20 protein-coding genes, 1 tRNA gene and 1 riboswitch are annotated in these 25,508 nt (G+C 35.8%); of the genes, 10 read left to right on the top strand and 11 right to left on the bottom strand.

Features of this window, described 5'->3' with window-relative positions; translation table 11 throughout:
* The 3 genes from Q8S25_RS14685 to Q8S25_RS14675 form a co-directional block, all read right to left on the bottom strand.
* The coding region (locus Q8S25_RS14685; protein ID WP_241143773.1) for an S-adenosylmethionine synthetase N-terminal domain-containing protein at positions 1–105 on the bottom strand (105 nt) is incomplete at its 3' end.
* Positions 106–135: 30 nt separating this feature from the next.
* Positions 136–1,620, bottom strand: a complete 1,485-nt coding sequence (locus tag Q8S25_RS14680; protein WP_305538869.1) for a DUF4270 family protein — start codon at positions 1,618–1,620, stop codon at positions 136–138.
* A gap of 9 nt (positions 1,621–1,629) precedes the next feature.
* Positions 1,630–2,448 (bottom strand): glycogen/starch synthase, encoded by an 819-nt coding sequence (locus Q8S25_RS14675; protein ID WP_305538868.1) that lies wholly within the window; start codon positions 2,446–2,448, stop codon positions 1,630–1,632.
* A 139-nt stretch (positions 2,449–2,587) separates the two neighbouring features.
* On the opposite strand from Q8S25_RS14675, the gene Q8S25_RS14670 reads away from it, so the two are divergent.
* The 7 genes from Q8S25_RS14670 to Q8S25_RS14640 all read left to right on the top strand — a co-directional run bounded on the left by Q8S25_RS14670 (position 2,588) and on the right by Q8S25_RS14640 (position 10,534).
* The gene (locus tag Q8S25_RS14670; RefSeq protein ID WP_305538867.1) at positions 2,588–3,601 is read left to right on the top strand and encodes a lysylphosphatidylglycerol synthase transmembrane domain-containing protein; all 1,014 of its coding nucleotides are present in this window, start codon (positions 2,588–2,590) and stop codon (positions 3,599–3,601) included.
* On the top strand, positions 3,588–4,085 hold the full coding sequence (gene rfaE2, locus Q8S25_RS14665) for a D-glycero-beta-D-manno-heptose 1-phosphate adenylyltransferase (RefSeq protein WP_305538866.1): 498 nt from the start codon (positions 3,588–3,590) through the stop codon (positions 4,083–4,085). Before Q8S25_RS14670 ends, rfaE2 begins: the two co-directional genes overlap by 14 nt.
* A 52-nt stretch (positions 4,086–4,137) precedes the next feature.
* Positions 4,138–6,231, top strand: a complete 2,094-nt coding sequence (ppk1, locus tag Q8S25_RS14660; RefSeq protein WP_305538865.1) for a polyphosphate kinase 1 — start codon at positions 4,138–4,140, stop codon at positions 6,229–6,231.
* Positions 6,212–7,093, top strand: coding sequence for an exopolyphosphatase (locus Q8S25_RS14655; protein ID WP_305538864.1), 882 nt, complete (start codon positions 6,212–6,214; stop codon positions 7,091–7,093). The genes ppk1 and Q8S25_RS14655 overlap by 20 nt, the downstream gene beginning before the upstream one ends.
* Positions 7,094–7,173: 80 nt before the next feature.
* Positions 7,174–8,265 (top strand): sensor histidine kinase, encoded by a 1,092-nt coding sequence (locus Q8S25_RS14650; protein WP_305538863.1) that lies wholly within the window; start codon positions 7,174–7,176, stop codon positions 8,263–8,265.
* Entirely contained in the window at positions 8,262–8,960 is a 699-nt protein-coding gene (locus tag Q8S25_RS14645; RefSeq protein WP_305538862.1) for a LytTR family DNA-binding domain-containing protein, read from the top strand. Before Q8S25_RS14650 ends, Q8S25_RS14645 begins: the two co-directional genes overlap by 4 nt.
* Positions 8,961–9,010: 50 nt before the next feature.
* On the top strand, positions 9,011–10,534 hold the full coding sequence (locus Q8S25_RS14640) for an aldehyde dehydrogenase family protein (RefSeq protein ID WP_305538861.1): 1,524 nt from the start codon (positions 9,011–9,013) through the stop codon (positions 10,532–10,534).
* Between the two features lie 12 nt (positions 10,535–10,546).
* Here the strand turns inward: Q8S25_RS14640 and porQ are convergent, their stop codons facing one another.
* From porQ to Q8S25_RS14605, 7 genes are all read right to left on the bottom strand, one after another.
* The gene (gene porQ, locus Q8S25_RS14635; protein ID WP_305538860.1) at positions 10,547–11,575 is read right to left on the bottom strand and encodes a type IX secretion system protein PorQ; all 1,029 of its coding nucleotides are present in this window, start codon (positions 11,573–11,575) and stop codon (positions 10,547–10,549) included.
* A gap of 18 nt (positions 11,576–11,593) precedes the next feature.
* On the bottom strand, positions 11,594–13,996 hold the full coding sequence (lon, locus tag Q8S25_RS14630) for an endopeptidase La (protein ID WP_305538859.1): 2,403 nt from the start codon (positions 13,994–13,996) through the stop codon (positions 11,594–11,596).
* 196 nt (positions 13,997–14,192) lie between these two features.
* Positions 14,193–14,375, bottom strand: coding sequence for a hypothetical protein (locus Q8S25_RS14625; RefSeq protein ID WP_305538858.1), 183 nt, complete (start codon positions 14,373–14,375; stop codon positions 14,193–14,195).
* An 80-nt stretch (positions 14,376–14,455) separates the two neighbouring features.
* A complete protein-coding gene (der, locus tag Q8S25_RS14620; protein WP_305538857.1) occupies positions 14,456–15,769 on the bottom strand; it encodes a ribosome biogenesis GTPase Der in 1,314 nt (437 codons plus the stop codon).
* Positions 15,770–15,805: 36 nt separating this feature from the next.
* Positions 15,806–16,678 carry a GTPase Era gene (gene era, locus Q8S25_RS14615; RefSeq protein WP_305538856.1) on the bottom strand — a complete coding sequence of 291 codons (873 nt, stop codon included), beginning with the start codon at positions 16,676–16,678 and terminating at the stop codon, positions 15,806–15,808.
* 123 nt (positions 16,679–16,801) lie between these two features.
* Positions 16,802–16,873, bottom strand: a tRNA-Met gene (locus tag Q8S25_RS14610).
* A gap of 58 nt (positions 16,874–16,931) precedes the next feature.
* Positions 16,932–17,660, bottom strand: a complete 729-nt coding sequence (locus tag Q8S25_RS14605; protein ID WP_305538855.1) for a head GIN domain-containing protein — start codon at positions 17,658–17,660, stop codon at positions 16,932–16,934.
* 73 nt (positions 17,661–17,733) lie between these two features.
* Positions 17,734–17,835: riboswitch (TPP riboswitch) on the top strand.
* A 59-nt stretch (positions 17,836–17,894) separates the two neighbouring features.
* Between Q8S25_RS14605 and Q8S25_RS14600 the strand changes: the two genes are divergently transcribed.
* Positions 17,895–20,267, top strand: coding sequence for a TonB-dependent receptor plug domain-containing protein (locus Q8S25_RS14600; RefSeq protein ID WP_305538854.1), 2,373 nt, complete (start codon positions 17,895–17,897; stop codon positions 20,265–20,267).
* A gap of 85 nt (positions 20,268–20,352) precedes the next feature.
* Here the strand turns inward: Q8S25_RS14600 and Q8S25_RS14595 are convergent, their stop codons facing one another.
* A complete protein-coding gene (locus Q8S25_RS14595) occupies positions 20,353–22,842 on the bottom strand; it encodes a M14 family metallopeptidase (protein ID WP_305538853.1) in 2,490 nt (829 codons plus the stop codon).
* A gap of 70 nt (positions 22,843–22,912) precedes the next feature.
* On the opposite strand from Q8S25_RS14595, the gene ggt reads away from it, so the two are divergent.
* Both ggt and Q8S25_RS14585 read left to right on the top strand, forming a co-directional pair.
* A complete protein-coding gene (gene ggt, locus Q8S25_RS14590) occupies positions 22,913–24,634 on the top strand; it encodes a gamma-glutamyltransferase (RefSeq protein ID WP_305538852.1) in 1,722 nt (573 codons plus the stop codon).
* Positions 24,635–24,694: 60 nt separating this feature from the next.
* Positions 24,695–25,504 (top strand): methyltransferase, TIGR04325 family, encoded by an 810-nt coding sequence (locus Q8S25_RS14585; protein WP_305538851.1) that lies wholly within the window; start codon positions 24,695–24,697, stop codon positions 25,502–25,504.
* Positions 25,505–25,508 lie beyond the last annotated feature (4 nt).

Raw genomic sequence — 25,508 nt, 5'->3', positions numbered from 1 at the left:
TGGATCAAACGCTAAAAAGTTATCGATCAGCGCATCAGATATCTGATCCGCTACCTTGTCCGGATGTCCTTCAGAAACACTCTCAGAAGTAAATAAATACGGCATTGAATATAGTTTTTAAATGGTTGTAGATGATTAAAGTTTAGAGTACACCAACCTCAAACGCATTCTAAATCTGCTATGCGTTCCGCCTCCCAATCTAACTCTACCATTGGCAACTTCATTACCAATAGCTGCATTTAAGTAATACATTTGAGAAACAAGGTTGTTGGGATAAGGAGGTGTAAAATTTAAAGAGTCGTTTGATGGTGCAGAAAGTCTTAGTGTAAATGATGAATCTTTTCTGGTAACAATCCCTTGGATATACCTGCTGATAATAAAATTATACGCAGCTACTCTATCGTATCCATTGATTGTTTTAAAGGTTCTAAATCCTCCAAAATCAACCGTGTTAGGACCTGCTGTGCTTACTAAATAATCGTTTGGAATATTTCTTTTTTGATTTTTAGCCGAGTCAAAAGCACTTAATAACAATAAACGAGGAGCTTGAAAATAACGATCTAGAGTTACTATGTTATTATCATCAGGAACCTGCTCTGCAACCAACTCTGCGCGATGTATAATTCTATTACTTAAACCCTGCAAATTGGGAATTCTAATACGAACATAGGTACCCGGAAAACTTTGCACATATACCAATGAATCTGGTTTAGAAGTGGTAGTTATATGATTATTGATTTCAGCTCCTGCAGTATTTCTTACAATATAATTGGCGTAAGCACTTGCAGCAGAATTGAATTTAAAATAAGTTACAGAAGTATCTCTAACTGTTGCGCCAGTGCTGCTGGTATTGTAATACAAAGCAAGCTTGGTATTGGTATCTAATAAATTTATGTATAATAAGGCATTTGCAGGATTAGACGACTGTACTTTTACAGAAAATCCCTTAAAGAAAGATTTAAACGTGCTATCGTTCCTATAAGCATTGGTTGAATCATAATCTCTTAAAAATCTTCTTGCAACATCCGACCTTAGAGGTATTCTTATTTGATTGTTGCTAAGTTCATATCTATTTATTACAGAATCACCCAGTATTCTGATGTCTATAGACTTTGTATTTCCTAAATTTCCAATGGTATTAATTGGATATACAGTTGGATGATTTACTGGATAACTGATGAATGGACTTAATGGAGTTGCCGGGCTAATTTCTTGAACATTTACTTGAAGGGGTTGGCTAGAGTCTCCGTAAAACCCTTTATAACTCAAGATCAAAACGGCAGAGTCTACCACTAAGCTATCTTTAGATCCTGGCACAAAAAAGGGATAAAAAGAAGGGGAAAGTTCAAAATTCAATTCAGCAGAAGTTCTTCCAAATAAAGGGTCGTTGGTAATTGCACCAATAACCATATTATCAGAATTGTATACTCTGGTGGTATCGCTTTCTTCAAATGTGTCTGTTTGTAATTCCATGATGGTGTCAAAAGTATTCACCCCATCTACTGCAGGAATTAATCCACCACCTAATTCAGTGGTAGTAATTCTGGTACATGCTGCTGAAACAAACAAAATAATTAGGAAAAAAATATGCGATAAACGCAGTCTAAAATTAGCTAACATGTTCTGGTTTTACTTACCCGCAAGGTCGTTGTACAATTCTAAATACTCTGTTAAATCAGAATCCCATCCTTTAAATGGAACTACTTTTTTGCCTTTTACTTTAGAGAATTCATCGGTCAGTTTTTTGTCTATGATATCTGAACCAAATGAAATTGCGTCTGCAAAATGAGCACCGCCTTTAAACATAGCAGTATTATTGCTGTCTTTAAAAACATCTAAGTCTTTATCTTTTACATTAACATTAATTACCGCACGCTTTAAAAAATCGGCACCAAGGCTCTCTTCAAATGTATTTTGCCCAATGGTAAATACCACTTTGCTATTTCCAAATACGGGTTCTTTCTTATAAGCTGTTTTAATGTAAGCAGGAATTAATCCACTCATCCAACCACTACAGTGAATAATATCAGGAGGCCATCCAAATTTCTTAACCGTTTCTAAAGCGCCTTTACAAAAAAAGACTGTTCTTAAATCATTGTCGTCGAACCAGGTTTCATTTTCATCATGAAAAATTTGCTTACGCTTGAAGAAATCTTCATTTTCCAAAAAATAGACTTGCAATCTTGCATTAGGTAAAGAAGCTACTTTAATTTGTAAAGGATGATCATCATTGTCAACTGTTACATTAATTCCAGACAACCTTACAACTTCATGTAATCTGTGCCTGCGCTCATTAATCACACCAAAACGCGGCATGATGCATCTCACTTCTAAACCGCTGTCGTTGCTTTTTATAGCAAGCTTATTTATTACTTCTGCAAACTCCGTCAATTCCAAATACGGAGACATTTCAGTGGCAATAAATAATATCCTTTTCTTTGTAGACATGAACACTTCTTTTTAGAACCTGACCCTGAATAAGTTTGCAAAGTTACGAAATATAGCGTGAAATACACTACTGTATTCGTTTTTGATTCAAGTGGGCTGTTAAAAAAAGAATGAAAGCCAAATATGGTATCTTTGAAATATGAGAAAAAAGTGGTTTTCTATACTACAATACTTGTTTTTTCTAGGCTTAGGCCTGTTTTTAGTTTGGTGGAGTATGCAACAAATACCCCCAGAAAAGTGGGGCGATTTCAAAAAATCCCTTCAAAATGCCAATTATTGGTTACTGATTCCCGTCTTTTTAATACTTACAGCCAGCCACTTCATTCGATCTTTGAGGTGGAAAATTTTGATGAAGCCAATGGGGTATACCCCTAGAACCCCTAATGTGTTTTTTGCTGTGATGGTAGGTTACTTAGCCAATTTAGCGGTTCCCAGATTGGGAGAATTACTCAAATGCACCCTTTTAGCCAAATATGAGAAAGTACCCGCAGACAAATTGGTAGGAACCATTTTGGTGGAGCGAGCATTTGATGTAATTTCTTTGGGCTTGGTTTTTTTAATAGCTTTAATTAGCCAATTTGATGTTGTGGGCGAGTATGCTGGTCAATTATTGGGGCCATTATTTAATACAGATAATGCCGCCATCCCCTATTTTAAAATTGGATTGACTTTATTTATATTATTTTTTATTATAATAGGAAGTATTGTCATTATTAAAAAATTCCCCCATAATAAACTGGTATCTGTTTTTAGTAATATTATAGCAGGGGTTTGGGAAGGGCTCAGTAGCATCAGACAATTAGAACAAAAAGGACTTTTCATTATATATAGTGTACTCATTTGGGGGCTTTATATAGTGGGTACATGGATTGGACTCTATGCTACAGCAGGCACCAGCAGTTTAGGCATAGCTGCCGCTGTTTCAGCCCTTGCATTTGGCAGTATTGGTATGATTATCACCCCCGGAGGTATTGGGGCATATGCCTATTTTATTGCAAAAGTATTAGAGAAGAATGGAATTGGATTTGAATTGGGCTTTGCAAACGGGACCCTACAATGGTTTGCCCAATTTATCATCGTATTAATAGTTGGCTTCATTAGTTTGGGGCTACTTCCTTGGTACAACAAAAAAATAACGAATGAAAGCAACTGACGCAATACCCAATAAAATATTTACGCTTGATAACTTAAAAAAACAAGTAGCAGCTTGGCGGGTAAATAACAAGACGATTGCATTTAGCAATGGTTGTTTTGATATTTTACATGAAGGACATATTTTTTCATTGAATCAAGCTGCATCAGAAGCAGATATATTAATTATTGGCGTAAACAGCGACCTAAGCGTTAAAAGGTTAAAAGGCCCAGAGCGCCCAATCAATAATCAAATGAGCAGGAGCATCATGCTGAGTAATTTAGCAGTTGTAGATGCGGTAGTCATTTTTGAAGAAGATACACCCTTAGCATTAATACAAGCTTTAATGCCAAATGTAATTGTGAAAGGTGGAGACTATACCATAGATCAAATAGTGGGTTCTAAGGAAGTGATTGCCAATGGCGGAAGAGTGGTTATTAATCCCATTGTTGAAGGATTCTCTACTACTGGCATAATTGAGCATATCAAAAAATCTTACTCATAGCTTGGTGTAAAGACTTAACACTGCGTTTTTATTGTATAAAGTATATTTGAGCATGTCTAAAAACCATTTGATTCAGAGAGATATAAGCTGGCTCAGTTTTAATGCAAGAGTATTGCAAGAAGCCAATGATGCAACGGTACCATTGAGAGAGCGGATTCGATTTTTAGGAATATTTTCTAATAATACAGACGAGTTTTTTAGGGTGCGGGTAGCTACCCTTAAACGCATGATTGAGTTTTCTGAGAAAAGAAAGAAACTCAATATGTACATGGAAGAAGATCCACAAAAAATTTTAGACCAAATACAAATGACCGTTTTGCAACAGCAAAATGAATTCAATCGAATTTGGGAGGGTATTCAAAAGGAATTAAAAAAAGAAAAAATTACCCTTGTTACAGAAACTCAGTTAACTAAAACGCAACAACAATTTGTAAGAAAATTTTTTGATGAAGAAGTTCGATCTAATATCATTCCCTTAATGATAGAAACCCTACCACAGCTCCCCTATTTAAGAGACAAAAGTATTTTTTTAGGAGTGGTGATGCGCAAAAAGAACTCGGCCTATCAACAAAAATATGCTTTGATAGAAATACCTACTAAAGCGGTAGGAAGATTCATTTTATTGCCCTCTCGAAAAGACGAGAAAAACATCATCCTATTAGAAGACGTAATCCGTTTTAACCTACCTGTTATCTTCTCTTATTTTGGCTACGATATTTTTGAAGCACATGTTTTTAAAGTAACCAAAGACGCTGAAATAGATTTAGACAACGATATCAGCACCAGCTTTGCTGAAAAAATTGAGAAAGGAATAAAAAGTAGAAGAAAAGGGAAGCCCGTAAGATTTGTGTACGACAAAGAAATGGACCCAGGATTGTTAGAGTATTTAATTAGAAGATTGAGTCTAAATAGGAAAAGCAATATCATTCCTGGAGCCCGAATTCACAACTTTAGGCATTTCATGGATTTCCCTGATATCCTAAACAATAAAAGTACCCGAAGGGCTTCTTTTATTCCCAAATCTTTACAAACATCATTAAGAGTCACAGATATTATTTTGAAGCAAGATGTAATGCTTCATTTTCCTTATCATGCATTCGACCCAATCATAGATTTGTTAAGAGAAGCGGCAATGGATCCTGAAGTTCACTCCATTAAAATCACTGCTTATCGTTTGGCATCCAATTCTAAAATCATCAACGCTTTAATTAATGCCGCCCGAAATGGCAAACAAGTAGTTGTAATGTTAGAATTAAAAGCTCGATTTGATGAGGAAGCAAATTTGGAATGGAAGAAAATATTAGAAGAGGAAGGGGTAAAAGTTTTATTGGGTGTACCCAAAATGAAAATTCATGCGAAGCTTTGTGTAATTAATAAAAAAAGAGGTACAAGATCTACCCATTATGGATTTGTTAGCACAGGTAACTTAAATGAAAAAACGGCCAGAGTATATGGTGACCATTGCTTGCTTACTTCTAATAGAAATATCATGAACGACATCAATAAGATGTTTCGATATTTAGAAAATTGGAAAGCAGGACCAATGCTTTTAAAATCTTGTAAAACATTAATGGTTTGCCCAACCAATATGCGCAATGAACTATACGCATTAATTGATAACGAAATTAAACACGCCAAAGCTGGCAAAGCAGCTGGAATTATTTTAAAAGTTAACTCTTTAAGTGATGCAAGCTTGATAGATAAATTGTATGCAGCTGGCGCTGCTGGGGTAAAAATCGAAATGATTGTTAGGGGTATTTTTTGTGCTGAAATAGATCGAAAGAAATTTAAACAACCGGTTAAAGCTATTAGTATTGTAGATGAGTATTTAGAACATTCTAGGGTTATGATTTTTCATAATCTAGGAAAAGAAAAAGTATATATATCTAGTGCAGACTGGATGGTAAGAAACCTCAATCATAGGGTAGAAGCAGCAGTTCCAATTACAGACCCTGCCATCAAACAGGAATTGATTGATATTATCCACATTCAGTTAAGAGACAACGTAAAAGCCCGAATTCTGAATAGTGAATTAGCCAACAACTATGTACCTTTCGTAGGAAAAAAGAAAATTAGGTCACAAATTGAGACCTATCATTATCTGTTCAGAAAAAACAATACCACCAGTGAGGCTAGCAGCAATTGATATAGGAAGTAACGCAGCAAGATTATTGATTGTTGAAGTAAGCAATGATAAAAACGGTAAACCCCAATTTAATAAACTGAACCTGGTAAGGGTTCCCCTGCGTTTGGGCTTTGATGTATTTGCCAATGGAGAAATCTCTAAAGTAAAAAGAGGCATGATACTGCAAACCATGAAAGCTTATAGCCATTTATTGAATGCCTATAATGTAAAGGAAGTGATTGCTTGTGCAACGAGTGCCATGCGTGATGCATCTAATTCGGCCGATATTATTAGAAAAGTAAAACTAGAAACTGGGCTTGGAATTGAAATAATCAGTGGAGACTTAGAAGCATCTATTATTTACGAAAACCATATTGCAGAAAATATGGATGTAGCCAATAGCTATATGTATATTGATGTAGGGGGCGGTAGCACCGAGCTTACTTTTTTTAATGATGGCAAATTAACTTTTAAACGTTCATTTAATATTGGAACCATTCGGCTATTAAAAGACATGGTAGACGATTATAAATGGAATGAAATGAAAGACTATATTAAATTGGCCACCAAGGGATACAAAAAAATAATCGCAATAGGAACAGGAGGAAACATCAATAAGGTTTTTTCGTTGAGTAAGAAGAAAGATGGCAAACCCCTTAGCTTAGATTTATTGAAAGATTATTATAAAGAGATTTCTAACTTTTCATTAGAAGATCGAATCAATATTTATAAGCTAAGAAACGACCGGGCAGACGTAATAGTTCCTGCCCTCCAAATTTATATTAATGTGATGCGTTGGGCAGATGCAGATGAGATTTATGTTCCCAAAATAGGGCTTGCCGACGGATTGGTTCAACATTTATATGCCGAAATTCACCGATGATAAGCCTATTTTCGGCCCATTTTTGATTAAATAAAGCGCATACAGCCTACATTTGGATATACCCTTTGGTACCAAACTATATGATTAATACCATTTCAGATAAAAATAGAGCCATCCAATTTGTAGCACATCTTGCTGCTTGGCTTTGCTTTTTCTTTCTTCCCTACCTGGTATTTTTTCCTAGGTTGAGAGATTTTAGCATGAGCAACCATATGCTCACAGTAATTGTGCTAAACAATATTATGCTGATGGTATTCTACTATTTAAATACAATGGTATTAATACCCAAATTATTAATCAAAGAAAAATGGTTTTTATACATTCTTAGCTTAGTGGGCTGTTTACTTTTCTTTCTGTATGTGCCTCGAACGTTGGCTATGATGATTTATCCACCTGAGATCCCTTTAAATGTTACTGAAAATACAAGGGGCTTCAACAAGAGTAATAGAATTGGAAGAATAAGAAGAAGACCATATGCCGACTTCTTCAATACCGTTTTATTTTTGTTGGTAATTACATTTGGTGCATGCATTGAAGTAGTGAGGCGTTGGCTACAAACAGAACAAAACAGAAAAGAAACAGAACACGAAAGAATAAACACCGAACTCTCTTTCTTGAAATCGCAGGTGAATCCGCATTTTTTCTTTAATACCTTGAATAATATTTACTCTTTAGCCATTGTAAAAAGTGATAAAACAGCCCATGCCGTTTTAAAGCTTTCTGCCATCATGCGTTATATACTCACAGAAACAGAAAGAAATTTAGTGCCATTAGAAAATGAAGTAGCATTTATACATAATTATATAGAATTACAACAAGTAAGATTAACCGATAAAGTGCAGGTAAATTTTAACATTGAAGGGAATACCGCGCCCCTATTGGTTGCGCCACTTGTTTTTATCCCTTTTGTAGAGAATGCGTTTAAATATGGGGTAAGCACCAAAGAACAAAGTAGTATTGAAATTAACCTTAAAGTAACTGAAGATATCATTTACTTTTATTCCAAGAATTATATTGTTCATTCAGAAAACAATATGATGGAAAATACCGGCATTGGTATCAATAATGTAAAAAGAAGGCTGGAATTATTGTATCCAGGGAAACACCAATTAAGCCACCTAACAGAAAATGGCTATTATATTGTTAACCTTGAAATTAATACCCTTTCATGATTAAATGTATTGCTATAGATGATGAGCCTTTGGCATTAGAAGTGGTGAAAGAATATTGTAGTAAAATTTCTTTCCTTTCACTAGACAAAACATTTACAGACACCGATGAAGCCAGATTGTATTTACAGCAAAATAAAGTAGATATTTTATTTTTAGATATTCAAATGCCCGATATTAATGGGCTCCAATTTTATAAAAGTTTAACGGTTAAGCCAATTGTTATTTTCACTACTGCTTACAAGGATTTTGCAGTAGAAGGATTTTCTGTAGATGCAGTAGACTACTTACTAAAGCCTTTTGAATACGACCGTTTTTTAAAAGCTTGTTATAAAGCAAAAGAATACCTAGAATTTTTAAGCTCCCAAGAACTACAACTCAATTCCATTTTCGTAAAAGTGAATTACGAAATAATGAAAATCAATTTAAAAGAAATTGAGTTAATTGAAGCCCTAGACGACTATATTAAAATTTACATAAAGCCCTCTCCTGTTTTAACCTTAATGACCTTAAAAAGCATAAGCGATAAATTGCCTTCTAGGGATTTTTTGAGGGTGCATCGCTCTTTTATTGTACCTATTCATAAAATTGAAAAATTCAGCAAATCTAAAATCTGGATTTCCGGCAAGGAAGTGCCCATTGGGAGTAGCTACAATAATGTGTACGACCAACTTTTATCGGTTTCTAAGCTTGGTTAACCTGTCTCTATTAAAATTTAGGATGTACCTTTGCAGCAAAATAACATACTATGGAATTTTTGCAGCAGTTGGGTTTACAACAACACAATCAAGGTGTTTCTTCTGGTACCATTTGGATGAATTCAAATGGATTAACCATTGATTCTTTTTCTCCAGTTGATGGCAAGAAAATTGGTTCTGTAACAACTGTAGATAAAAATAGTTACGAAGCTTTAATGCAAACCAGTGTAGCAGCTGCTAAAGTTTGGAGAAACTGGCCCGCACCTAAAAGAGGAGAAATCGTTCGCCAAATTGGTGATGCATTAAGAGTAAACAAAGAGCCCTTGGGTAAACTAGTTAGCTACGAAATGGGTAAAAGCTTACAAGAGGGATATGGTGAAGTACAAGAAATGATTGATATCTGCGATTTTGCAGTGGGTTTATCACGCCAATTATACGGACTAACTATGCACAGTGAGCGCCCGCAACATAGAATGTATGAACAGTGGCACCCATTAGGTGTTGTAGGAATTATTTCAGCATTTAATTTTCCAGTTGCGGTATTTAGTTGGAATGCTGCTTTAGCATGGATTTGTGGGAATACAACCATTTGGAAACCAAGTGAGAAAGCACCATTATGTGGGGTGGCTGTTCAACATATTATTGCAAAAGTTTTTGCAGCTAACAATGTTCCAGAAGGGGTGAACTGCTTAATCCAAGGTGGACGTGAAGTGGGTGAATGGTTAAGCAACGACACCAGAATTCCTTTGGTTTCCGCTACAGGTTCTACCAGAATGGGTAAAGCGCTTAGTGCTGCAGTAGCAGCAAGATTAGGTAAGAGTATCTTAGAATTAGGAGGTAACAATGCTATCATTATTTCTAAAGACGCCGACTTAGATATGTCTTTAATAGGTTGTGTATTTGGGGCAGTTGGTACTGCAGGACAACGTTGTACCAGCACTAGAAGACTAATCATACACGAGTCGGTTTATGATGCGTTTACTGCAAAACTTGTAAAAGCATACGACCAATTAAAAATTGGTGACCCTTTAGATTCAAATAATCATGTAGGACCATTGATTGATCAAGATGCGGTTAAAATGTATTTACACGCAATTGAACAATGTAAAGCGCAAGGTGGGCAATTTTTAGTAGAAGGAGGTGTAGTAACAGGAGTGGGTTACGAAAGTGGTTGTTACGTTAAGCCATGTATTGCAGCTGTTACCAACGAATTATCCATTGTACAACATGAAACTTTTGCTCCTATTTTATATGTAATGAAATACAGTAAATTAGAAGAAGCCATAAACATGCAAAATGATGTACCACAAGGTTTGTCTTCGGCAATTATGACCTTAAATATGAGAGAAGCAGAATTATTCCTTTCTGCCAACGGAAGTGATTGCGGTATTGCCAATGTGAATATAGGAACTAGTGGTGCTGAAATTGGAGGTGCATTTGGGGGTGAGAAAGAAACAGGTGGTGGTAGAGAAAGTGGAAGCGATGCATGGAAAGCCTATATGCGTAGACAAACCAATACCATTAATTATGGTAATAATTTGCCATTGGCTCAGGGTATTAAATTTGACTTTTAATTATAAGTTGGTTTAATTAAGACTATTCCCTGCAAAATTGAAATTGAGGGTAAACTGATGGAAGACTTTCTGCTGGTAAAAGCCTGTTGCGTAACGAATATGTAGTTTTTTATGCAAGAACCCTGCGCCAGCAGTGAGTCCATTCAATCCACTAGTAGCATTAAATATATTGAGGTCTTGTCTTCTTAAAAAATTATAGCCCAAATTGATTTCTACTTTATCATTTAGATAAAACTGTGCAGCAAATATTAGGTGGGCAAAAGTTTTTTGCAACAAGCCAGCGGTTCTTAAATCGCCTTCCGATGCATTAAATGCAGTGTCATTATAAAGTATTTTTAACTTGTGTAAATTATGTGCTGTTAAGGAAAACTGCAGAGGCGCATTTTCAAGTCTTTTACTTATTCCAGCTTGTAAATCAAAAGGCAATTCTTCTTTGGCAGCACCGCCATAAGTACTTAGTTGGGTTCCCATATTTTTAATGGCAATGGCTGCTTGAAATTGATTTGCTGTGTCAGTATAAGTAAGTCCAATATCCATGGCAATGCCCGACGAACGATACAATCCATAATTACTTTGAATAAACTTAGCCGCTGCACCTATATAAAAATAGTTATTGTACTGTTTACTCATGAGGAATTGAATGGCAAAATCATTGGGTTTAAATGTACCCAATATAGAACCTGCAGCATCGGTTTGAGTAATATTACCATAATGCAAATATTGTAACCCCAGTCCCCAACTTATTTGATGTCGTTCCTGAAAATAAGAAGTAACTGCACTATAATTACTAATACCCGCTAAAAAACCATTAAAGGATGTGGCTATTTGTTGGTGCATGCTTTTTCGAAGTAAAGCCGGATTTCCTAAACCCATAGAAACATCATTGCTTAGACTACTAATATTTATTCCGCCTAAAGCAGACAATTGAGCAGATCCAGGTTGTGAGAGAAAATTATAAACAGCATTGCCACCGAGTGTTTGAGAAAAAGACTCGGTGGCAACAAAAAAGCATATACTTATTACAAATTTCTTGATTGTCATTCCATATTAAAACTACAACTATACAAGCGCATAATCAACAACCTGTTGCATGGTTTTAACATATTGGAAATGTAGTCCTTTAATAAAACTACTGTCTATTTCAGACACATCTTTTTGATTCAAGTGACAAAGCACTATTTCCTTTAACCCTGCACGTTTTGCCGCCAACACTTTTTCTTTAATTCCACCTACTGGTAACACTTGACCTCGAAGAGTAATTTCACCTGTCATTGCTAAGAATGGTTTTACCTTTCGTCCTGTAAAAGCAGAAGTAATAGAAGTTAACATGGTAATACCAGCACTAGGTCCATCTTTGGGAACTGCACCTTCCGGAACGTGAATATGAATATTCTTGTTCTTAAACAATTCAGGATCTATGCCTAGTTTTTTGTAATTAGCTTGAATATAACTTAAAGCAGTTGTTGCACTTTCTTTCATTACATTACCCAAATTACCTGTTAGTTTCAATTCGCCTTTTCCATCGCTTAAAATGGTTTCAATGAATAGAATATCTCCTCCCACATAAGTCCAAGCTAACCCAACTACTACTCCAGCCATATTGGCTGTTTTATAAATTTCATTGCTGTATCGTTGTTGACCCAATATCTTCTCAACATCAGCAGCCGTTAAATTCAATTTTACTTTTTCTTTTAATGCCATTTCCTTCGCTTGAAAACGCATAATAGAAGCAAGCTGACGATCTAATTCTCTTACCCCACTCTCTCTAGTATATTGCTCAATTACTTTTTCTAAAACCTTATCGTTTATTTTAAAGTTTACTTTAGCTAAACCATGGGCTTCTTTTTGCTTAGGCACCAAATGGCGTTTGGCTATTTCTACTTTTTCTTCAATTGCATATCCACTTAAATCAATAATCTCTAATCGATCTCTTAAAGCCGGCTGTATATTTTGTAGATTATTGGCAGTAGCTATGAAAAGTACTTTGCTTAAATCGTATTCTAATTCTAAATAATTATCGTAAAAAGTATGGTTCTGTTCAGGGTCTAACACTTCTAATAAGGCAGAAGATGGGTCTCCTCTATGGTCTGAACCTATTTTATCAATCTCATCTAAAATCATAACCGGATTAGACGTTTTGCACTTTCGAATATTTTGCAAAATTCTTCCAGGCATAGCACCAATATAAGTTTTTCTATGCCCCCTGATTTCACTTTCGTCGTGTAAACCACCCAAACTTAATCGCACATATTTTCTTCCAATTGCATGCGCAATAGATTTTCCCAAAGAGGTTTTACCAATACCGGGAGGACCTAAAAAACATAGTATTGGACTTTTCATGTCTCCTTTTAATTTCAAAACAGCCAAGTATTCTAATATCCTGCTTTTAATTTTAGTCATGCCATAATGGTCAATGTCTAATACTTTCTTAGCATTCTTTAAATCGTAGTTATCATTGGTATATTCATCCCAAGGAAGGTCTAGCATTAAGTCTAAATGATTATACACCACTGAATAATCTGGTGTAGACGCATGCATTCTTTCTAACTTTTGAATACCAGTTTTAAAGGCATTTTTTGCAGCTTCAGGCCACTTTTTTGTTTCGGCCTTCTTCTTCATTTCAGCAATCTCTCTTTCATTGGTGTCTCCACCCAATTCTTCTTTAATACTTTTGAGTTGCTGCTGAAGAAAATAATCGCGTTGCTGTTTATCTAATTCCGTTCTAGTTTTGTTGGTTACTTTATCTTTTAGTTCTGCAAACTGTAATTCACGTTGAAGAATATGAACCAATTTAATGGCACGATCATTAACATCATTGATTTCTAAAAGTTGCTGTTTCTCTTGTAAATCGCTGTTTAAATTGCTGCTAACAAAATTGATTAAAAAAGCAGGGTTCTCTATATTCTTTAGAATAATAGAAGCTTCTGTTGGTAAATTGGGGGAGAGGTGAATAATTTGAGCAGCCAAATCCTTTATGGTACTAACATAAGCTTTGAAGTCTTCTGTGTCAGGAGCGTCCGCTTCTGTAAATAATTGAATACTAGCTTTGAAATAAGGATCATCACTCAACATTTCCATCCACTCAAAACGCTTTTTGCCTTGAATAATAATAGTAGTTCCGCCATCAGGCATTTTAATGAGCTTGACAATTTTGGCAACTGTGCCAATTTTGCAAAGGTCTTTGGGTTCTGGTTCTTCTATATTGGCATCTTTCTGTGCTATTACTCCAATCAATTTGTCGGTTTTATAAACATCGCTTACTGCTTTGATGCTCTTATCTCTACCAACTGTTATAGGTAAAACTACTCCAGGAAACAATACCGTATTTCTTAATGGAAGAATGGGTAATTCATCAGGAATAACCAAATTATTGTCTAGATCCCCTTCCTGTTCATTGATGGGAATAATTGGCATAAAATCGGTCTCATCTTCAGACTTAAAAATTAATTTACGCTTATCCATATTCTACTAGGGTCAAATTGTCACAAAAATGAAATGGAAAAATTTCCATTATTAAAAGGATTAAAGAAACAATATTAATGCCATCTGTTCAACAACCCAGTTTTTGGTACAAACTGGCACAAAAAAAATCCTCCCGATTGTTATCGGGAGGACCTTCTTGCAAGAAGTAATATTAGTAACTAGTACTTGTATTAACTTATTTCTTGGTTGTATCAACAGCAGCAGCAGTTGTATCAACAGTAGCAGCAGTTGTGTCTACAGTTGCAGCAGCAGTGTCTACAGTTGCAGCAGCAGTGTCAGCAGTTGCATCAGTTGTTTCAGCGTTGTTACAAGCAGTCATTAAACCTGCTACAGCTAGAATTGCGAATACTTTTTTCATTGTACTTGTTTTTGGGTTTTTTTATTTGGTTGCAAAAATAGGGCAATTAGGGTATTAAAGCCAAAATTTTCCTAAAATTTTTACTTTTTTCTAAAGAAAATCCGAATTGGAACCCCTTTAAAGTCAAAATTGGCTCTTAATTGATTTTCTAAGTAGTTTTTATAGGGCATTTTAATGTCTTCTGGGAAATTGGTAAAAAAGGCAAATGAAGGAACTGGAGTAGGTAACTGAGTTACAAACTTGATTTTAATAGAATGACCACGAACTACTGGTGCATGATAATTTTCAACTGCTTTTAGCATCACTTCATTTAATACAGAAGTGGTTACTTTTCTGCATCGGTTCTCGTACACAGCTAAGCCAGTTTCGATTGCTTTAAAAATCCTGGTTTTTTCAGTTACAGATATAAATAAGATAGGCACATCATTAAATGGAGCCATTTTTTGCTTGAGCACTTTTTCATAATCGCGAGCAGTATTGGTTTCCTTTTCAATTAAGTCCCATTTATTCACCAGCATAACAATGCCCTTACCCTTTCTTGCAGCTAAACTAAATATGGTAATATCTTGTGCGGTAATTCCCTTGTGTGCATCAATTACCAATAAACATACATCCGCTTCATCCATTGCTTTAATGGCCCTGATAATAGAATAGAATTCAAGATCATCTTTCTCTTTACTTTTCTTTCTAATACCAGCCGTATCAATTAGCATGAACTCTTTCTGAAAAAGTTTATAGTGGGTATGAATGGTATCTCTAGTTGTTCCAGCTATATTACTTACGATTGTTCTTTCTTCTCCTACCAGCGCGTTTAATAAAGAAGACTTGCCCACATTGGGTTGCCCAATAATGGCAAACTTGGGTAATTCATTATCAAGTGGATTTTCCTGACCTTCTTCATCGGTAATATTGGCAACCACCGCGTCTAACAGGTCTCCTGTACCGCTTCCTGAAATACTGCTGATAAAAAATGTGTGCTCGAATCCTAAACTATAAAACTCGGTAGCTTCTAATTCTCTTGTTCCATTATCTACTTTATTTACCACAACAAATACAGGCTTACTGCTTCTACGCAATAAATCGGCCATGGCTTCATCTAAGTCTGTAATACCTGTTGCCACATCTACCATAAAAATGATGGCATTGGCTTCATCTATTGCAATCTTTACTTGTTTGCGTATTTCAACTTCAAAAATGTCTTCGCTTTGTGGAACAAAACCACCAGTATCTATAAGGTTAAAGGATTTTCCATTCCAGTCTGCAACACCATATTGGCGATCGCGTGTTACACCACTAATATCGTCTACAATAGCTTTACGCTGTTCTAATAAACGATTAAAGAAAGTGCTTTTTCCTACATTGGGTCTTCCAACAATTGCTACGGTGTAACTCATTTTGTATAATTCTAATTGAGGTAATCAGTTATCTTTTTATTGATAACCATATTCTTTTAATTGAAGGTCATTGTCGCGCCATTTAGGACGCACTTTTACAAATAACTCTAAAAATATTTTTTTCTGCACAAAAGCTTCAATATCTCTTCTTGCTTGAATACCAATTTGCCTTATCATGGTTCCCTTCTCACCAATTATGATTGCCTTTTGTGTTTCTCTATGTACAATAATATCTGCTTGAATTTTTACAATATTCCCTTTGTCTTTGTATTCATTTACTAATACAGCAGTGTGGTAAGGAATTTCATCTGCAAACAATTCATAAATCTTTTCCCGTATCATTTCCGATACAAAAAAACGAGTTGGCAAATCACTCAAATCATCTTCATTATAAAATGGAACCCCTTCGGGTAACATTCCAACAATTACAGCCAACAATTTATTGAGGTGTAATTTTTGTAGCGCACCAATTTTTACCAATTGTTTGCAATAGGGCTTATTCGCAAAAAAAGCTTCAGCTTCTGCAATTTTACCATTCCCTGCAATATCAATTTTGTTTAAAATAAGTAAAGCGGGCACTTTTAATTTAAGTGCAGAAAAAATAGCATCACACTCTTCAAAATTATCATTGGCGTCTACCATTAATAAGGCTAAGTCTGCATCTTCCAATGCACCTTTTACCGAATCCATCATTTTTTGATGCAGCTTATACTTAGGATCAATAATGCCTGGGGTATCAGAAAATATAATTTGGTATTCGCCGGGCTTATTTAAAAATGCTTTGATCCGATGCCTGGTTGTTTGAACCTTTGGAGAAACAATAGCCATCTTCTCTCCTATCAATGCATTTAGGAGGGTGCTTTTACCCGCGTTGGGTTTACCAAAAATATTTACAAAACCTGCTTTCACCAATTCAATTTAATCATTATTTAGGCAATCTCCTTGCTGCCAAAAAAGGCAGTTCAAATAACTGTTTATCTTTTATTATAACTTAAACCCATAAAAAAAGGCCCCATAAGGGCCTTTAAGCTGTTGCGAGAGGAGGGATCGAACCTCCGACCTTCGGGTTATGAGCCCGACGAGCTACCGCTGCTCTATCTCGCGATGTAATGGGTTGCAAAAGTAGGTTTTAGAAACTTAGCAACCAAATATTATTTAACTTTTAGTCTGATTTTCGCTTAACTGAAGAAGCCCCACTGCTGTTAAAATCTTTAATCATTGCTTCCCCTTTGTATTGTATACTGCTTGCCCCACTTGCTTCTGCACTAATTTCTTTATTAGCCAAAACTCGAACAGAAGAAGCTCCACTTGCATCAATTTTACAAAAATTTACAGCAAAATCGAATGCCTTTATACTACTAGCTCCACTTGCTAAATAAGTAGCTTTAACAGCTGTCCCTTTTAAATTTACTTGTGAAGCACCACTTAAATCTATCCGAATATTGCCCATTTCAAGATCGCCTGTAAAATCACTAGCACCAGATAATTGCACTTTTAATTCATCTAATTTCATTTTACCGGCCGATTTGATATTGCAAGCACCAGAAGCTTCCAACTTCATTAAATCGGTGAAAGTTACGTATGCTTTTATTTGATTATTGCCCCATTTTTTCCAGCTCATCCCCTTTGTATCGAGGGATATATATAAAGTATTGTTCCTTACAACGGTCTTTATTTTGTCTAATAATTCAGGCTCATTGGAACTTACAGCAACCGCTGCTTCTTTTCCCTGTGATATAAACAAATTAATGGCTCCAGAAATTTCAATACCATTAAATGGACCTACTTTACGCTCTTGGGCATTTACATCAAACACTAATTTTTTTTCATCTTGTGCAAAGCTTGTTGCAAATATGAAAGCACTTAACATGAGTAGAATTTGTTTCTTCATAGCGAGATTTTTTATAAAAACGGTTGAACAGCCAGAAAGTTACACCCTCTTTAAAAAAGAAAGAACTATTTTTGCCTTGTCCTCGGGGTGCTGAACGTTTTATTCGTTCGGCTGAGAAATACCCGTTGAACCTGAACAGGGTAATTCCTGCGAAGGGAAGGTGATACATTTTTCGGATACCTCTCCTATTGCATTTCCCTGTTCCCATTATTTAATTTTTAAACCATTTAAAAAATGAAAAAAATTATGGGAACAACAGCAATCATGCTCTTCAGCTTAATGATTACTGCACAAACAAGTTCCAACACATTCAATGGCCAAGTAGTAGAAAAAGGCAGTGGCAATCCTATTGCGGGGGCTACCATTAGCATTGGCAACAGACAAATTAGTGCCAATGAGCAAGGAGTATTCATTGTACCAGTGCCTAAACCTGGCAGTTTAACCATTAGCAGTATTGGCTTCGAAAACGGCAGTTTTACAATCCCCTCCAATTTTGACAAACTGCATATTTTTGAATTAAAGCCGTTTCAACTATTTCTTCAACCATTAGAAGTAAAAGCTATTAGAGCAAGCGATCGCTCCCCTTTTACCAAAACCAATTTAAATAAATCGGCCATTAATAAATTAAACTTAGGAACCGATATTCCATTTTTATTAAATCAAACACCCGCTGTAGTAGTTAATGCCGATGCAGGCAATGGGGTGGGTTATACGGGAATAAGAATCAGGGGAACAGATGCCACAAGAATAAATGTAACCTTGAATGGTATCCCATATAATGACGCAGAAAGTATGGGTACTTTTTTTGTAAACCTACCAGACTTTTCCTCTTCCGTTAATAGTATACAAATTCAGAGGGGAGCAGGAACCTCTTCTAACGGTGCCAGTTCATTTGGTGCAACCCTCAATATGAGCACCAATGAATTCAATAGCAAAGCATACACAGAATTCAATAATAGTATTGGCTCATTTAACACCATAAAAAATACCATTAAAGCAGGCACAGGCTTAATAGGTAATCATTTTACATTAGATGCAAGAGTCAGCAAAATTACAAGTGATGGATTCATAGACAGGGCCAGCAGTGATCTAAAGTCTTTTTATATAAGTGCTGCTTACCTTAACAAAAAATCTTCACTCAGATTAAATGTATTTTCAGGCAAAGAAAAAACCTATCAAGCATGGTATGGAGTAGCTGAAAATTTGTTAAGAACAGATCGCACCAATAATCCTGCAGGTACTGAAAAAGTAGGAAGCCCATACGAAAATCAAACCGATAATTACACACAAATACATTACCAATTATTTTACAATACCGCCATTAATGAGTACTGGTCATTTAATACCGCTTTCTTTTTAACAAAGGGAAATGGCTATTATGAAGAATACAAAGCAGACCAACGTTTTTCTAGGTATGGACTTCCAAATGCAGTAGTTGCTGGCAACACCATAACCAGAACCAATTTAGTAAGGCAGCGTTGGCTAGATAATGATTTTTATGGTCAAATCATTTCTTTACAATACAAGAAAAACAAACATGAATTTACTTTAGGTGGAGGCTGGTCTGTTTACAATGGAACTCACTTCGGCACCATTCCATTTATGGAAGTTGGAACGGTACCAAGCGGATATAAATATTATGATTTACCTGCTACAAAAAACGATGCCAATATATATGCAAAATGGCAATACCCTATTGCTAAAAACATTTCGCTTTTTACCGACTTACAACTAAGAACTGTTAAACATAGCATGAATGGATTTAGTGATAATCCAACATTGAATATCAGCAGATCGTTCACATTCTTTAACCCAAAAGCTGGTATTGCCTACAATAAAAATAATTGGAGTGGTTATATCAGTTATGCTGTTGCACGTAAAGAGCCCAATAGAGACGATTTTCAGGCTAGTCAAATAAATCAACCTACACATGAAACCTTACACGATTGGGAATTAGGAATTGAACAAAAAAATAGCAAATATTCTTTGGGCCTCACTGCCTATTACATGAAGTATAATAACCAACTGGTTTTAACAGGTGCTATTAATGATGTGGGAGCATATACCAGAACCAATATACCCAATAGTTACAGAGCAGGTATAGAAATACAAGCAGCTGCTGCAGTAAAAAATTGGTTAAATATTAACGGAAATATTAGCCTTAGTAAAAATAAAATCAAAGCTTTTACTGAATATATAGACGATTATGATAATGGCGGACAACTCAGTTTTGAGCACCGCAATAAAGACATTTCTTTTTCACCTACATTGGTTGCTGCATTAGGAATCAACTTTACACCAATACAACAACTTGAGTTGAGTTTATTAAATAAATGGGTAAGCAACCAATACTTAGACAACACCCAAAACGAACAAAGAAAACTAAATGGATTTTACACGCAAGACTTTAGAGCCATTTATACCATCAAGAATAAATTAATAAAAGAAGCACAATTGATTTTTCAGCTGAATAACCTCTACAATAAAAAGTATGAACCAAATGGATATACTTTTAGCTATTTTGCTGGAGGAGGGGTTATCACAGAAAATTTTTATTACCCAATGGCTGGAAGAAACTTTATGCTGGCACTGAATATTCGGATATAGCTCATCGAATTTGAATCAAATTAAAAAAGGGTTAAGGAGCGCCTACTGGTCGAATCCTTAACCCTTTTGTTATAATAGCATTAAATTATTTACCAGCTAAAAAAACAGCGTTTGCAATTAACAAATAACCATTCTCCCAGAAGTTTCTAAACAATGGATCTTCAGCAATATATACCACTGTTCCTGCCCCTATATCTTGCACACCAAACAACATTCCATCTTTTAAATTGGGTTTTAATTTTGCTCCAGCAAAACCAGTTACATACGCGTCTTTTTTAATAGTGCCCACGTTCCAACCATCTTTCATCATTTCATATACATTGCCATCTTGCTTTAGTGTATAATAAAATTCAGGGTATCCAAAAGCCAAAGGATGTGTGTTGTCTAAATCAACTTTATAAATTGCTCCTGGAATAGAATTAGTGATGTAATCGGTTTCTCTATTGGCATATTTTTTCACTGAATCTTCTGCCTTGTCTGCTTTTGCTTCTTTTAATTTAATACCCCAGTCTGATCGGCTCATGAGCGCCATTGCGTTTTCTAAAGCAATCAATTTTCCACCTCCACGCACAAAGTCTTTCAATTTATCTGCCGTTGCTTTTTCACCTAAGCTTCTGTAATTTCCATCAGGTATAATAAGCACATCATAATTTTTTAAATTATAACGAGCAATATCTACTGCGTTCAATAGCGTAATGGGATACTCCAAAATTTTATCAAAATAATGCCAAACTTCTCCAGCAGCTAATGATGAACTTTGCTCACCAGTTAACATAGCAACTCTTGGTGTTGCAGCGATATTTTTGATGTCAGGCGATCCAAAATCTGAGCCTTTATCCATAAAGCCAGTTTCTACTGCATCGGCTTGAACATTAAATTGTGCACAAGCATTGTTTAACACTGTTAACCAATTTTGTTGATTACTGGTTTTTAACACTACCAATGTACCTCTATCGTAATTTTTACTTTTATAAGTAAACGGTTTTTCAACAAAACGTACTTTCACCCCATTCTTAAGTAAATAAGCCAATACTTTGGCACTACTGAATGATGTATAAGGTACCAAGGCACCATAGTTGCTGTTAATTGAAGCAACTGAAGTGCCTGCTGATTCAGGGTTTACCGCTAATTTTTCCTTAACTGCATAACCTTTAATTCCATAAGCATAAGACGCCGCCCATGCAGTAATATCATAAGTATTTGAATCAGATACTACCGTTCTTGGCTCTAATAATACTTTAGCCATTACTGCTCTTGGTTGAAATGAACTTACTGCAATATGATTTCCTTCATCGGTAAAAGCATCTTCTTTCCCTGTAAAATAATTAAACCCTCTAAATGTTTTGCTACTTAATACACCATACTCAATTCCATTTTGACTTAGCAATTTTTTTAATGCTGCCATTTTATTTTCATCCTTTGCAGTGAAAACATAGGTTTTGTATTCCCCAATTTTTCCTGCTCTGCTGTCGTCAAAAAATTGTTTAAACTCAGCTAATAATTTGCTTTTATTTTTTGAAGCTATTTCAATAGTAGACAAGCCTGTAGTAAAATGATGAGCTGCACGGTCTACCAAGGTTAAGGTATCGTTGTCTTCATTTAAAATACCCAAACCGGCTCTAATTCCACCTTGCTCATAAGTCATACCAATTGCTCCATTGTACACCGGGTAAGTATCCCCATAAGAAGGGTACAATAAATCAAATCTTTCCTTTGTAAAAAACAACCAATTATTTTGGTCAAAATACTTAGCATGGTTACGACCAATCATTACTTGAAAATCGCGCTGCCAAGGAGTAATCACTTCGTGGATCGGTTCTGCCGCAGGTGCAAAATAATAAGGCTCATTAAAACCCTGCTCATGGTAGTCTACATGAATTTGTGGCATCCACTCTTGATACTTTTTAATACGCTGTTGGGTTTCAACTTGTGTTTGCCAAGCCCAGTCTCTATTTAAATCAAAATTATAGTGATTGCTTCTTCCGCCTGGCCATGGTTCTGCATGTTCTCTTGAAGCTGGATCGGCATTGTAGTTTTTTCCTACAACTGAATTATACCAGTTAATATAACGATCTCTTCCATCTGGATTAATACAAGGGTCTAAAACCACTACTGTATTTTTTAACCATTCTTTGGTTTGTGCATTAGCTGGATCGGTTAAAGCATGAATGGTTAACAAGAATGCTTCTGAAGAAGAAGCCTCATTGCCATGCACGTTATAACTTAACCAAACAATGGCAGGTGCATTTTCAACTTGAGGAGCTGCTTTGTCTTTTGACAAACCAGCCATGCGTAAATTATTGATGCGAATTTGATCTAATTTTTGCATATTCTCTGGCGTACTCACAAAAGCCAACATCAGTTCTCTGCCTTCATTGGTTTCCCCGTATTTTTCTATCTTAACCATTTCTGGCCTTGCGTTTGCAACCGTTTTAACATACTCTACTATGCGATGGTGACGCGTAAAACGAGTTCCTACCTTGTATCCCAAAAATTGTTCGGGGCTAGGTACCGATTGAGCAATGGTTGCCAATGAAAAGGCAAGACTTAAAAGTCCAAATAATAATTTCTTCATAAGTTCATTAATGAAACATGAAAATAGGAAGAAAGGGAATGAAAACCCGATAAAAAATGTAAATTACCATATGAGAAAATATTTAATAGGTTTCGTTTTGTTGGGCAGCATCTACCAAACAAACGGACAGCAAATAGCCTCCATTGTAGGACCCAATAAAGAAATTGATCCTTATCATTATACAGTTGTAAAAAGGGCCGAGTTTAAACAGGCAGCAGTAAGTAGTGCGCATCCACTTGCAAGTATGGTTGGTGCAGCTATAATGAAAAAAGGAGGCAATGCATTTGATGCAGCTATAGCCACTCAATTGGTATTAGCTGTTGTATTCCCAAATGCCGGCAATATTGGTGGGGGTGGTTTTTTATTGGCAAGAAAAACGAACGGTGAATTGATTGGCATAGACTATAGAGAAGCCGCTCCAGAAAAAGGTTCTAGGGATATGTACTTAGATAAAAACGGCAATGCACAACTCAATTTATCTCAACATGGCCATTTGGCTTCTGGTATTCCCGGTACCGTTGCAGGGTTATTTGCTTCACATGCATATGCCAAACTTCCGTTTGAAGTGCTTATTCAACCTGCCATTGATATTGCTGCCAAAGGATTTGTATTAACAGAAAAAGAAGCAGCCAGTATTAATAGTATAAAAGATGCCATTGCAAGATTCAGTACTCAACCTACCGCTTTTTATAGACCCAACCGTTGGAGAGTAGGCGACACTTTAATTCAAAAAGAGTTAGCGCAAACGTTTGAGCGAATTCAAAAAGAAGGCGCATTGGGTTTCTATGGCGGTAAAACAGCAGACTTGATTGTTGCAGAAATGGAAAGAGGCAGAGGAATTATTTCACATGCTGATTTAAAAAATTATACCGCCAAACTTAGAGAACCAATTGTGTTCAACTATAGAGGTCACGAAGTAGTCAGCTTTGCTCCGCCCAGCAGTGGAGGAATTTTATTGGCACAAATGATGAAAATGATTGAAAAATATCCAGTTTCTAAAATGGGATTTCAATCCATTCAATCGGTTCAACTAATGATTGAAGCTGAGCGAAGGGCATTTGCAGACCGAGCTGAACATATGGGAGACCCCGATTTTTGGAAAGTCCCTGTGAAGACCATGATTAGTGATGATTATTTGGCACAAAGAATGAGTGACTATAGCCCCGACAAAGCTGGCAGTAGTAAAGAAATTAATGCCGGTCTTATTAAAGAGAGTGAAGAAACAACTCACTTAAGTGTAGTGGATGCGGCAGGGAATGTGGTATCTGTAACAACCACCCTAAATGGTAGTTATGGATCTAAAGTTGTTGTGGGTGGTGCAGGTTTTTTATTGAATAATGAAATGGACGATTTTAGTGTAAAGCCAGGAGTACCCAATATGTTTGGCGCTGTTGGTGGAGAAGCCAATTCGATTGTTCCGGGTAAAAGGATGTTGAGTTCAATGACCCCTACGTTGGTATTAAAAAATAAAAAACCTTATGTAGTCATTGGCACACCAGGTGGAACAACCATACCAACTTCGGTTTACCAAGCATTGGTGAATATCATTGATTTCAATATGAAAATTGGCGATGCCATTGACCTCCCTAAATTTCATCACCAGTGGTTGCCAGATGAAGTAATGATTGAAACCAATTTCAATCCCAAAACCAAAGAAGCGTTGCAAAAAATGGGCTATATACTAAAAGACAGAAGCAGTATAGGAAGAACTGATGGAATTAGAATACTCCCCAATAAAATAAGAGAAGCTGCTGCTGACAGAAGAGGGGATGATTCGGTTGCAGGATATTAAAACTACAGGTTATATAGTTTATTTTTTATATGGGATTTGCTGTGTTATTTTTACACAGTTATGCATTACCTACTTAAACAATTTATACCGCCTATATTCAGAACCCTTTACTGGTATAGTTTTAAATATGGTTGGAAGGGAGATTATGAAAACTTTGCAGAAGCCAATAAAATAGCCAAAGGCTATGATGAACAAAGCATTGTTGAGAAAATTAGAGTAACTACAAGAAAAGTAGTCAATGGCGAAGTGGCTTATGAGCGAGACGGGATTGTGTACGATAATCCGAAGCTGAATTTCACTATGCTATCAACCCTTTTACATGTGGCTGCGGAAAACAACTGCAATTTAACTGTGCTCGATTTTGGGGGTTCTTTAGGAACCACTTATAATCATAAAAAGCAGTTTCTACAATCTGTGCATAATTTAAACTGGTGTATTGTTGAACAGCCTAATTATGTAGAAATAGGTAGAAAAGAATTTGAACATGAAAGATTGCATTTTTACTACTCTTTAGAAGAATGCTTACAACACCATCAGCCTGATATCATTATTTTTTCTGGAGTTATACAATATATAGAAAAGACTTACGAGTTATTAGACCAGATACGAATGAGCGGGGTCAAATATTTATACATTGACTATATTGCTTTTAACGATGAAGACCGAGATAGAATAGCCATACAACATGTACCACCAGAATTTTATGGGGTACCTGCTTCTTATACTTGTTGGTTTTATAGTAAGCCCAAATTTTATGGGTATATGCACCAACACTTTAACTTGGTATACGATTTTATTGCAGACTCAGATAAATACTATATTCAACTTAAACCTTTTTTTTACGAAGGACAATTATGGAAATTAAAATAAAATT

The organism is Sediminibacterium sp. (assembly GCF_030695065.1).
Taxonomy (GTDB): domain Bacteria; phylum Bacteroidota; class Bacteroidia; order Chitinophagales; family Chitinophagaceae; genus Sediminibacterium.
This window is presented reverse-complemented; position numbering and strand designations above follow the sequence as displayed.